Source organism: Candidatus Methanoperedens sp., from assembly GCA_012026795.1.
Taxonomy (GTDB): Archaea; Halobacteriota; Methanosarcinia; order Methanosarcinales; family Methanoperedenaceae; genus Methanoperedens.
Genome location: VEPM01000015.1, coordinates 23,769 through 36,268, shown reverse-complemented (window position 1 = coordinate 36,268; position 12,500 = coordinate 23,769). Strand labels below are relative to the sequence as shown.

The 12,500-nt window shown below is 42.9% G+C and carries 6 protein-coding genes; 4 read left to right on the top strand and 2 right to left on the bottom strand.

Annotated features, from left to right (window positions below):
* The first annotated feature begins 20 nt into the window (after positions 1 to 20).
* The 4 genes from FIB07_08665 to FIB07_08650 are packed head-to-tail and all read left to right on the top strand — an operon-like array spanning position 21 to position 2,744.
* Positions 21 to 554, top strand: a complete 534-nt coding sequence (locus FIB07_08665; protein ID NJD52923.1) for a tRNA (cytidine(56)-2'-O)-methyltransferase — start codon at positions 21 to 23, stop codon at positions 552 to 554.
* Complete coding sequence (locus FIB07_08660; protein NJD52922.1) at positions 551 to 1,654, top strand: ATP-grasp domain-containing protein; 1,104 nt, start codon at positions 551 to 553, stop codon at positions 1,652 to 1,654. Before FIB07_08665 ends, FIB07_08660 begins: the two co-directional genes overlap by 4 nt.
* Positions 1,655 to 1,689: 35 nt before the next feature.
* Positions 1,690 to 2,208: a transcription factor gene (locus FIB07_08655; GenBank protein NJD52921.1), complete on the top strand. Its 519-nt coding sequence runs from the start codon at positions 1,690 to 1,692 to the stop codon at positions 2,206 to 2,208.
* On the top strand, positions 2,205 to 2,744 hold the full coding sequence (locus tag FIB07_08650) for a TIGR00295 family protein (GenBank protein ID NJD52920.1): 540 nt from the start codon (positions 2,205 to 2,207) through the stop codon (positions 2,742 to 2,744). The genes FIB07_08655 and FIB07_08650 overlap by 4 nt, the downstream gene beginning before the upstream one ends.
* On the opposite strand, the gene FIB07_08645 is transcribed toward FIB07_08650, so the two are convergent.
* Together FIB07_08645 and FIB07_08640 are read right to left on the bottom strand one after the other, a co-directional pair.
* Complete coding sequence (locus tag FIB07_08645; GenBank protein NJD52919.1) at positions 2,731 to 3,051, bottom strand: DUF2551 domain-containing protein; 321 nt, start codon at positions 3,049 to 3,051, stop codon at positions 2,731 to 2,733. The two genes, FIB07_08650 and FIB07_08645, sit on opposite strands and share 14 nt — an antisense overlap.
* A 118-nt stretch (positions 3,052 to 3,169) precedes the next feature.
* On the bottom strand, positions 3,170 to 12,343 hold the full coding sequence (locus FIB07_08640; protein ID NJD52918.1) for a hypothetical protein: 9,174 nt from the start codon (positions 12,341 to 12,343) through the stop codon (positions 3,170 to 3,172).
* Positions 12,344 to 12,500 lie beyond the last annotated feature (157 nt).

Here is a 12,500-nt window from a genome sequence, read left to right as displayed (position 1 = left end):
ACGTATATTCACCTCACCTTATGCGAATTGTTATATTGCGGCTCGGCCACCGCATCCAGAGGGACCAGAGAATAACCACTCATGTAGCACTTACTGCCCGCGCCCTGGGGGCCGAGGGAATGCTCCTTGATTCTGATGACAGCGGCATTGAAAAAAGCCTGCAAGAAGCAGTAGCCAGCTGGGGCGGCACATTCTATGTCAGGAGGATCACAGGCTGGAAAAGCGAGATAAAAAAATGGAAAGATGATGGGGGAAAGGTAATTCATCTTACCATGTATGGTATTAATCTTCCCGATGCAATACCTGAAATTACAGCCGATGCCCTGATGATCGTGGTGGGCGCTGAAAAAGTCCCGCCCGAATTATACGGACTTGCTGACTGGAATATTGGCGTGGGGAACCAGCCGCATTCCGAGGTTGCGGCCCTTGCAATAACGCTTGACAGGCTACAGGCTGCATCAGGTAAAGACGCACTGATGACGCAATTTCCGGGCGGGGAACGTCAAATAATTCCGCACAAAGTTGGAAAAGAGGTAGTAAGCAAATTAAAATGATCAGGAAAGTCCTCATTATCGGCAACAGCGTCCGAAATATCGCCTGCTCTGCAAAAAAAGCAGGATATATTGTTTATGCACTTGACCTTTTTGGGGATGTGGATATGCAAAAATGCGCAAATAAGGCGCAGCTTCTTGAAAATACGTCAGAATTAAAGCAAATGGTTGAATCCTTCGGGGATGTTGATGCAATAATCACTGGATCGGGTTTTGAAACCCTGGATTTGAAAAATACATTGAATAACACACCGAAAATCGCAGGGGAAGCCGGGGATAAATCAAAACTGCCTGAGAAACTGGATTCATTGGGAATACCCCACCCGGAGACAAAACCGATCGATAAAGCAGATGAACTAGGTTTTCCGCTTATGATCAAACCTGTTGTGGGATCGGGAGGTATGAGAAATATTCTGGTCAGGAACGAAGCTGGAATGAACCATTTCAAAGATTATTTTGACACACATGATTTCCTAGCCCAGGAATTCATTGAAGGGATACCCTGCAGTGCCTCATTAATAAGCACAGGGGATGATGCAGCGGTTGTTGCTCTGAATGAACAGCTAATAGGTCTGCCGTGGCTGACAGGAGTGCCATTTGCATATTGCGGTAATATCACGCCATTCCATACAAAATTCAAAGAAGAAATGATGCAATATGCAGAGCAGATCGCTGTTGAATTCAAGCTCAGGGGTTCTAACGGTGTTGATTTCATTGTGACCGATAAAGGCACACAGGTCATTGAGATAAATCCGCGTTTCCAGGGAAGTCTTGATACCGTTGAGCTTTCAACCGGATTGAACATTTTCGATGCGCATGTAAAATCATTTGAAGGGGAACTTCCTGAAATAAGAGAATCCAGGTGTTTTGCTGCAAAGGCCATTATTTTTGCAGAAAAGGAGTTGATGATCACAAAAGAAATCTCGGATATTCTTATAAAATGCATGGATAAAGGTGGAGCGGCCGATATTCCCAGGCAGGGACTCACGATCCATCCTGATGAGCCCGTAATGACTTTACTTGCAACATCCCGGACCCGTATGACAGTTCTTGATAAAATCAGACAATCCTGCGAATTGATTAAAAGAAGAACGGAAGTTTAAAGTCATAATAAAACATTAATAATGTGGTGAATTTTCTGGTTGATTTAAACGATCCCGTTATTAAAGGCTATCTAATAAATCTTGTAGGTGAGGAAGGGTATAAAGTAGTTGCGAATATGCCCGCAGGTGAGGTTACGGATGAAAAGATAGCCCAGGCTACCGGTGTTTTATTGAATATTGTTCGGCGTACCCTTTTCATATTATATGAGAACAGGCTTGCCAGTTACCGCAGGGAAAGGGATACGGACAGCGGCTGGTTGACATACCTCTGGAGACTTGACCTGAGTAATTTAAACCGCCAGCTCGAACTTGAAGCTAAGAAGCTTTTAAAGAACCTCAAGACAAAACTTGAATATGAAGAAGATAAAGTATTTTATATCTGTGAAAAGCAGGATGGGAGGTTCCTGTTTGAAATAGCGGCCGAGATGGAATTCAAATGCCCTTTTTGTGGTGGTGAATTGATCTTCGAGGAGAATGAACCTGTAATAGATGCATTAAAACAAAGGATCATTAAGCTTGAAGAACTGACTTCCTCTTCGGGTGCAGTTGCTTGAATGAAAAAGATGCGATTGATTTATTGATAAGATCAGGATGCTCTGCTGATGTTATCGAACATTGCAAGGCTGTAGCGGATTACGCAAAAAAAATTGCCCTGAATATCCGGGAAAATGCCGCACACAAATCAATTCACGAGAAGCAACCGGTACAGATCGACATTGACGCTGTTTTCACGGGGGCTTTGCTTCATGATATTGGACGGTCAAAGACGCATGGCATAGGTCATGCTGTAGCAGGTGCTAAAATTGCACTTGAGAACGATCTTGATGAAAAATTAGTAAAGATCATTGAACGGCATATCGGCGCAGGGATTCCCAGAGAAGAAGCAAAAGGTCTTGGACTTCCTGAAAAGGATTATATGCCTGTGACTATTGAAGAGAAAATCGTTGCTCACGCAGACAACCTTATTTTCGGCAAAGAGATCGGGACAATTGACGAACTTATCCTGAATTTAAGGAAAAAAAAGCTGGAAGAAAGAGTTATCGATCGTTTTATCGTATTAAACAATGAAATATCAGCTATGATGGTTTAGCTGCACTTTTGTTCAATACATTCTCTACAATATCCACATACTCTTCCTTTAAAGAATATACTATTGGCGTTTTATATGATTCCTTGTACGCGTGCAGTATCCCCAGTTTTGAGTGAATATAGCCCAATGTTGAAGCAACAGCGCTGAATGAGATCTTGAATTTCTTATTCAACTCTTTAAACAATTGGTCAACAGTAAGTCTTTTTAATCGTAACAGGATATCGATTATGAATTTCCTGATACCATCAATATCAAGCTCAAGATACACTTCAAGCCTTCTTTTTATTCGTACCTTTAGTGAGTCCATTCCTATATCCCTTATCTATACTAAAAAACCTCTTTTATAATATATATACTTTTCTACATAAACTCAATAATGTATAATCTATAGCATATAATACACAATGTTCAGGTTTTCTTTGTATTTATACATTCGTAATTGTACCGCTAATTATTCCTGTTGGTTTCTTCTGGAGATATACCTGTACTGAAGTTGTATTGCCCTGGGTAACAACCACACCCGTGCTTGTATTGTCGTTATGCGTGGGCTGTTTGCTAACTGTAACACTGTATGTTCCGGCTGGTACTGCAAATAAATAGCTACCGTTAATATCCGTTTTCTTGATATCTGCGCTATCTATCCAGACGTCTGCATTTACTACAGGCCCGTCTACGCTTGTTACTGTCACGTTGATATATCCAAGGGACTGGACAACTAACGTTGCATTCTTTGGAGTGCTCCACTGTTTACCGATATCCACGCCGCGGACATATATTGTGTGATTCCCGTCCGGGAGGCTGCCTGTATCAAGTGTTGCTATTACACTCTCCCAGCTTCCTTGCCTTGCATCATAAAGGCCGTCCGCTGCCGTCATAGGAATTCCTTTGCCCTGGCCAGGATCTGTATCGATATAATACTCAGCTCCACCAACACGTGAAGCAGCACCATTTGCATCGTTGATCATGGATGTTATTTCAACAGGAGTTCCTTTTGTGACGCTAAGTGAAACATTGTTATTCAGATAGACTGTATTGGTAGAACCTCCTGTACCCGGATATGTCCTGTCAACATTATGCCTTGCCAGGGTATCCAGGCTGCCTGAAATATCGGTGCCGTGGCAACTTCCACCACCGCATGTTGTATAACCGGAACCGCCCATAGCCGTATTTGTAAGGTTCGATGCATTATATTTTGACGCATATGTTGTGTGGCATGATTTACATGATACAGTTACCGGCATAGCAAGCGAACTATTATGCAGGTCAGATGCGCTGCCATCTATGTGGCACTTTTCACATGTACCTGCGCCCGTATGGGATACGGTTACCTGCTTATTCACCACACCATAGCTGCTCTTATTCGCAGCGCTGTTGTGGCAGTTATTGCATGCGGTATTGTAAACTCCTGCGCTTGGTGTTACAAGGTTCGCTGTTGTACCGTAATGTGTAACATTTCCCATTGTTGTATTAACTGTTGAATTCGAATCCGGAATATTCAAACTGTTGCTGTGGCAGTTCTCACAATTCATTGTGGTTACATTAATATTAGCACCGGGATAGTGCTCGTTCACTTTCCTTGATGAGTTCTGACCCAGGTGGCATTCATTGCAAAGAAGAACATTAACTCCCGGCAGAACTTTGTAAGTTGCATTCATGTTATCCGTGTTGTAATGGCATGTCTCACAATCACTGTTTGTCAGGTTGTTGTTTCCGTCTGTCCTGTTCAGATTCCTGTGCATACCAATGGCTGCTGAGTCTATTCTTGTTTTTGCTGATGACGTACTGCTAACATCGTGACATGCAATACAGCTATCTGCACTTCCTTCTTTGATACTTGAGTTATGGAAGTCAACAAGGGCCAGGCTGGATACTGTTCCGTCATTATGACACAGGTCACACTCGCTTGTCTGATTCTGGATATGTGGCATCTTTGGACTTGTGCTAATATTGACAGGGGTTCCCCAGCTAAAGTTACCTGTATATTGTCCGTTATGACATAATATGCAATTCTGTGTTGATATTAAAGCTGTCTTCGTGCCATAATGGCTAACGCTTGCATTTTGCGGATCCCCTCCATTTATACCGAATCCATCTGGCTCATTCATTGATGCCAGGCTATTGTTATGGCATATTGAGCACTTTACACCAGCAGTTATAACATCAGGAGATGATGATTGATGCTCGACCACCTGCAGCGCGCCGAAATTTGAACTTGATTGGGTATTATCATGGCAGTCCGGACATTTTCTTGGATTCTTAAACATCGTATTGTTGTGTTCTCCAGCAGGCTGATCGCTCTCATTGGCATAGCCGTCTGCATTCAAAGTACCATGACATGCCCAGCATTTCCTGTTTGACATATTACCTCCGGTGTACTGTGAACGGTTGTTCAGGTTTGCATGATAGCTGCTATCCATACTAACTGCATCAATCTTCCGACCAGCTATACCGCCTGTATTATGACAGGAAGTGCAATTTACTCCTCCCATTGAGCCTTCACCGAGATTATGAGAGTAGTTCATAGATGTTGCAAGATAAGAACCTGACAAAGCATGGCACACTCTGCATTTGCTATCATTATAATTGCTAAAGCCAGAATGATTATAGAAGACTGTTCCATCACTCCCAACCAGGCTTGAATTTGTTATTTCAGGCGGAACCGGATTTAGTAAGTTGCCTTTATATTCCGGTTCTCCTGCATAGTGGCAATTAGCACACCATGTGGAATTTGCAAAGTCAGGATTCTTATAAGTATTTGTTCCTTTTATTGACGAAATGTTGCCTATTAAAGAATCTTGATACGAATGAAGTGAACTCTGGTGGCAATACTGGCAGGCGGTTAACTTAGAAGTATTATCCCAGTAGTTGCCCCATTTTTTCCCGGAATCCGGATCTGTTGAATGGCTCAGGGAGGGTATTTTTACAGGTTTTAAAGTTGTATTTACCAGGTCATCAATATGGCATGTTGTACAATTCGCATTTGATGCAGACCTATTATACATTAAGAAACTTCCATCTGTCTTCGGATACATCATTCCATGAGGAGCCTTTTGATTTGTCTTATTCGGATTACTGGGGTCCTGGTGACAATACCAGCAGTAGAAGTCAGTCCTGTTGTGTGACGTTTTAGTTGAGTGGCAACCTTCGCCACAGTACGCATTATTATTAATAACCGGTTTTGTCATGGTACTGTTATGGATCCAGCCCTTCGAGTGACAGCTATCAGAAGAACAGGAAGGATTATTAGGTTCATCCGAATGTTCATTAACATATTTATTTTGATCCGGATCCAGCATTGCTCCTTCAAATGCTGTAGTATCATTCCTGTGACAATATATACAATTTGCAATCGGATTTAAATAAATATCCACACCTCGCAAATCAGTCCTGGGCCGGCCATAATGGTAATAACTTCTGTTACCCCCGTTGAGGCGCATTCCATCGCCTGCGAATGATCCGGTATCAGGGTCATCGTTGTTTAGGATCATCTCACTTACATTTTCATGACAGTTTATACATGAAGCGATATTGGAGCTTGCATTTCCGGCTTTTATATCCGTGCCGCCCCTGAAATGCTCATTTACAGTCAGGCCGCCCCAGCCAGCAGATTGTGAATAATATGCTCCTCCCTGTACGTGGCAATCATCACAAACTTTGGGTGTGTCCTTTTTATCAGGATGTCCGCTGGTGACATTGCCATCGCTATCGTGGCATGCCCAGCATGCCCCAACGATAGGAGCATACCCCTTTGAAGTTGCATTATAGCTATTCATCCCGGAATGAACACTGATACCGGCTGCGTTAATATCGATGTTGGGATACTGACTGCCGGCATAGTGACATGAGAGACAGTTCGGTGCACCCTGAGCACCACCTGTGATCCCGGAATCATGAAGCCTGACCGATGATGACAGGCTGCCATGGCAGGCATAACAATTTGAATTCTGCGCTACATTTTCATCAGAGTGAGTGTATTTTGTGCTGTTCTTCGGGTTAAACGGTGTTCCCCAGTTCGTAGATCCATTGTTCAGGATATGACACCACCTGCAATCATTACTGTGATTGGTGGCAGTCATAAGGTTAATATTGGCGTCTTTCAGATAATGGGAAGCTGTTGCGTTTTGTGCATTGCCTCCTGATATGCCAAACCCGTCGTTCTCATTAATAGTAGTAAGACTGTTATTGTGGCATAATGAACATCCTGTACCATTTGTCGGGATTACCGGAGATCTCTCCCTGTGTTCTGCGACCTGGGGCGCTCTTAGATTAGAATTTATCTGGTTGTTATTATGGCAGCCGGGGCACCCCCTGGGATTCTTGTATATGGATATATTATGCGAGTCGACAGGCTGATCACTTTCATTGGCAAAACCATTTGCATTCAATGTCCCATGACATGCCCAGCACTTCCTGTTCGTGATGTTGCCGCCTGTATATTGAGAAAAATTATTCAGGCTGGCATGGGCGCCGAGTCCCATGTTGACTATATCTACATTTGGCGCTGTCGGACTGCCTTCATAATGGCATGAGGTACAGTTCCGACCTCCGCTCTGGCCCTTACGAACATTATGTGTAAACTCGGTTATTTTTGCACCCGGACCAAGTGTGCTGTGACAGGACTTGCAGTCCTGGTCGGAGTATGTGGAGAGAGTATGATTGAAATACCCCGGTTTGCCTGTTGGCGCATATAACGCATGCCCTGTAATTTCGGGAGGTACAGGGAGTAAATAACCAGTGAATGTATCCACCATGTCGATATATTTAGTCGAATCATTCGAATAACCCTGCCAGTGACATGAAGCGCACCATGTGGTATTGCCAATAGTTGAATTTACTATATTATCTCCATTGAACATCTTGATTTTTCCAAGAGTGCTTATGGCATGCATTTCATTATTATGGCAGTATGCACACCAGGAAACCTGGTCATTATGAATCCAGTAACCCTCATCTGTCCATATATTTCCCGCCCTGGTATCTTCACTATGTTCCACTGGTGTCCTGATAACAGGTGATTGCCTTCCGGTATAGTTTCCCGCAGTCGGTTGGGACATTAAAATATTAAAGAAGCTTGAATTCTGGTGACAGTTTGTGCAGTTACCTCTTGCCGGATTCGGATTATTATGATCCAATGTCACATAAGTCGCATTTTGTGCTAAAACCTTGATAGCATGTACATCATCACTATGGCATACAGGACAGTTCACACTGTTATTATGCCTTACCTGATCCTGGTGGCAGGCAATACAGTTGTTATATTCCGTATCATTATTCTTAATAAACCGCTGTGCAGGATCGGCTTTTGTAATACTGTGCATCGGACCATGACAAATCATACATGGAACAGTAGAATTGGGGGTATGGAATGTGGAATTAAATGATGAAGCATTGTCATAAGAATAAATGCTAAGGGCCGTATCAAGATTTACTCCATTAAGTGTGCCTTTTCTTGTTATATCTGTCCTGTTATGGCATGCTGCATTATAACATGAATTGATCCGCTGGTTGGTACCATGCTGTGAGAAACTACCGTGACAGTTTGCATTATTGCAGGAGAGATTCCTGTGAACATCCGAAGGATTATTTTTCCGGGTAGTAAAGGCCGCGCCACCGGGTACGCCATCATATGAAGAGTGGCAATACGTGCATTTTACACTGGAATCACGGTGATCAAACTCCCTATTGGTAATCACGTCCCTTCCGGATAGATAAGGTGAATTTGCTAAAGAAGGAGTTCCGCTCCCGGGATTTTCAGACCCATGACATACAGAGCAGCCCCACCAATTATACATAAAGGTAATATTGGCTTTCACACTTCCGCTGGAAGCTTCTATCTTCCAGTTCCCATAATAATTCCTGTTATTCATATCATAGCTGAAATTAGCCAGTCCATTTGGGTTTGTGGAACTATTGATCGTTGCCAGTGCTGTCCCATTTGGCCAGTATATTGTAAAACTTATTATTGATCCTGACTGCGGGATTCCGTGCCTGTCAATAAATAACGCTGTTGCATTAATCCTTGTGTTCTTGCCTGACCAGTAGTTGGAGTTCCAATTATTACGTGGAGTGGAAAATCCGGCAGTTGTTTCTGCTTTTCCCGGATTAGGATCATCAAGTATCACATACCTGTTAGTTGCCAGGACTATTTTGCCATTTCCGGCATAATACATTGATTCACTGTGGAAATCAGCAGGCAGTTCACCCTGGATATGACAGATATAACACTGGTCGTTCTTGGTCGCAGTATGCGGCTTCACCGGATTCAATCTTGGATCATGCGCATTACCCCATTTAGCCCTGTTCGTCGTATTATAATGGCAATATGTGCATCCCTGCGTGCTCGAATCCCCTATTGATTCCACAAGCGATTGTTTTGAACCATAATGAGATACACTTTCTTTTTCGGAAACAATTCTTGGATCTGTGATCTTTGCATCGTTCAGGTTCACGCTATTGTTATGGCAGGTTGTGCATGTTGCATTATGAGTATATATCCGGGTGATAATAGAATCAACATCGATATGATTGGTCACGCTTCCTGCATTTTCGACATTCGGATATGGTTTACCGTCGTTCTTATGACAGTCATAGCAGGTATATGGTGAACTGAACCTGTCACCCATACTGGTATTACCAGGCTGGATGCCGTCTGTCTGGTGGCATCCCCAGCACTTCTTGTTTTCCGCAGAAACACCATATAGATTAACAGAGTTATTGTTCAGGTTTGAATGGAATGAAAGTTTCATTGCTGAATTATTTACATGCAGTACTGATCCTGCACTTCCGATCTCATGGCAGGAAAGACAATCCGGCCCTCCACCGCCGATATATACTTCGTGCATAAATGGCGTTATTTTTGTATAAGGTGTACTCCCATTATGACATGTATAGCAGTTGCTGTCATTAAAGCCGGGATCTACGGAATGGTCACGTCCTTTGACATAATAGTTCGAACCTTTTATTATTGATGGGGGCACGTTCGCACCACTCTTAATGAATGCAGCGGTCATGTTCGAATATTCCACATAGCCCGGATAATGGCAGGAAGCGCACCATGTTGTATCTGCGATCGTGGAATTGATTATGTTATTGCCTTTAAAAAGAGATGGTGTCCCGATAGCAACAGAATCGTGCATTGTCTTGCCGTGACAGTATCTGCATGAAGCATCCTGGTTCTGCATCCACCAGTAGTTGCCGTATCTTATGCCGGCATCAAGAGCGTCGCTGTGAAGCTGCGGGTTCCTTATGAAGGATGGGTTTCTTCCTGAATAGTTACCTGCTTTTGGTTGCGATTTCAGGGTATTGAAATATGTTGTGTTCTGGTGGCAATTAGTGCAGTTCCCGCTGGCATTATTCGGATTGGCTTTGTTATATGTTACATATGAACCATCCTGCCCCAGTACCTGGATTGCATGAATATCGTCGCTGTGGCATAACGTGCAATTCAAACCTCCTGAATTGCTGGCATTATGTGTGGTATAACTTGCATGGCATATGATACACTGGCTTGATTCCGTATCATTGTTCCTTATTAACTTCTGGGTCTTATCGGGTTTTGAAATATTATGCATAGGACCGTGGCATATTATACAAGGGATTGTAGAATTGGGATTGTGTCCTGATGATGCCACAGAGTAATTGCTCCTGAGAGGTGAACCTGCCATTGTGCCCTTTTTCGAAAGGTCTGTCCTTGTATGGCAATCAGTGCATGATTTGATCTGTGAATTGCTATTATGAGTTGAAATTAAACTATGACATGAAGAACATGTATCTGTTGTATGAACATCAGAGGTCTTTGTGGGCTGTCCTGTAAATGAGGTTCCCCCGCCTGTACCACCGTATGACCTGTGACATCCCACACAATTATTATTGCTTTGAATGTTAGAAATAGTCCTATGGTTTGAATTATATGTAATAGTTTCCCGTCCCAGTGTGTAAGGCGAGTTCTGTATCGAAGAGCTTCCGGTTCCGGGCGAATCCGTTCCATGATTCTGGTTACAGCCGGTTCCGGAGTTACATCCCCACCAGTTATAAATAAAGCCGGAGGATTCTGATTTCCCGGATGCATTGACAATAATGTTCCAATTACCATAATAGTTCCGGGCGTTCATATCGAATGTATAATTTGCTATTCCGTTTGCATCTGTCGTGATCACAGGTGAGGTTTCGGAAGTTGCGTTATTCCAGTTCGATAAAGTAAAAGTAACGTTTGTATTATTAACAGGGTTTCCTTTTGTATCTACCAATAATGCAAAACCTTTGATCTGTGTTTGTGTTCCGCTCCACTGATTATTGGATGTACTCCAGCCGGTATTGGGCGGGAGTGAAAAATTTGCTGAAGTTTGCGCTGTTTTTGAATTATCTATCGGGTCATCCAGTATTACATAGCGGTTCGTGGCTACTAAAATTTTAGAAACTACAGGGAGACGTGAAGTGATCGAAATATTAGAATTATTCCCTGGCACCCCATTTACTGTTCTCTCAACAAAGGCATCGTAATAACCTGACTTACTGGCTGTTATCAAGTAAGTGCCGTTATTCAGAAGGAAGCTGTAGTAACCTGTCACGCTTGTGTTGGTGAACATATCCGTATCTGTTGTGACCAATGCATCAGCTATTGCATCCCCTGTGGACTGGTCTTTTACATATCCTGATAAGAGATATTTGGGTTCTTGTGACAGTGATATATTAACATTGATCCTATTTGCCCCGTTTATTGTGGCATTCGTAGAGGTGGGAACGTAACCAGGGAGGCTGGCGTCGATTACATATGAGCCATTAGGTAATTCTGTTAAAAGATAATATCCCTGGGAGTCCGTAGTATCAGACTGGCCGGTATTGGCCCGGACTGATACGCCCTCAATAGGAGCACCGCCGCTGGTTATATAACCTGATAAAGAGTATTTTTGTTCACCCGGAAGTGTTTCGGTGACAGAAAAATATCCCGATGCGACACCCCCGTTGGCTGCCATATCCCCAAACCAGAGATATCTTGCCCATTGCACTGATTTTGTGATTTTCAAGCCAAGCTTGGCATCTTTTGGGACTACTCCGTTTATCTGTGCTAAAGAGACATTATAATTTTGATCGGAGGAACTGCTTATAGTCAAGCTTCCGGTTCCCGGCAGGGTGATTTTAGTGCCATCGGGAAGTGCATATATCAGATAGAATGTATATGTTGTGGGGGTTATTCCAGCGTGGTGTATTCTTCCAAAATACCAGTCACCCGTAACATTAGTATCCCGGGAATATGCTGTATTGAAGAACATTTCTACCAGGGGATATGTTTCTCCAATGGGATCTGCTATATCAGACGTTATGCTGTTACTGCCGCAGCCTGAAGCCGGGTTATCTGTAAGTAATGTTGTCCTATTGGTAAGAGGGTTTGTTCCGCATGGACCCCAGTCCGTAGTGATACCAGTTGCGATCTCTACCCCGCTTCCTGGAACCCACCTGTATACTGCTGCGCTTGCCACGCTGCTCATAAGCAATATAATTAAAACTGAAATCAAAATAATACATGATTTAACGGGCTGAAAAACAGTTTTATATTCTTTATTAATACTAATTTCCAGACTGAAACCATTTGATGATGCCATTATTCTATTCTCCTTGCTATCCTATAATTTAGAACATATAAGCTAATGCAAATATATTGGATATCCGCTCAACTAATCCCGTTTTTCCCTTCTTTCGTTTTTATCTACGTTTTACTATTTTTATTATTAATACCAATAGTTTTTTCTACCATAAACC

Coding starts and splice junctions, on each gene's coding strand:
- FIB07_08665 (NJD52923.1), top strand. CDS start 21: ATGCGAATTGTTATATTGCGGCTCGGCCACCGCATCCAGAGGGACCAG.
- FIB07_08660 (NJD52922.1), top strand. CDS start 551: ATGATCAGGAAAGTCCTCATTATCGGCAACAGCGTCCGAAATATCGCC.
- FIB07_08645 (NJD52919.1), bottom strand. CDS start 3,051: ATGGACTCACTAAAGGTACGAATAAAAAGAAGGCTTGAAGTGTATCTT.
- FIB07_08640 (NJD52918.1), bottom strand. CDS start 12,343: ATGGCATCATCAAATGGTTTCAGTCTGGAAATTAGTATTAATAAAGAA.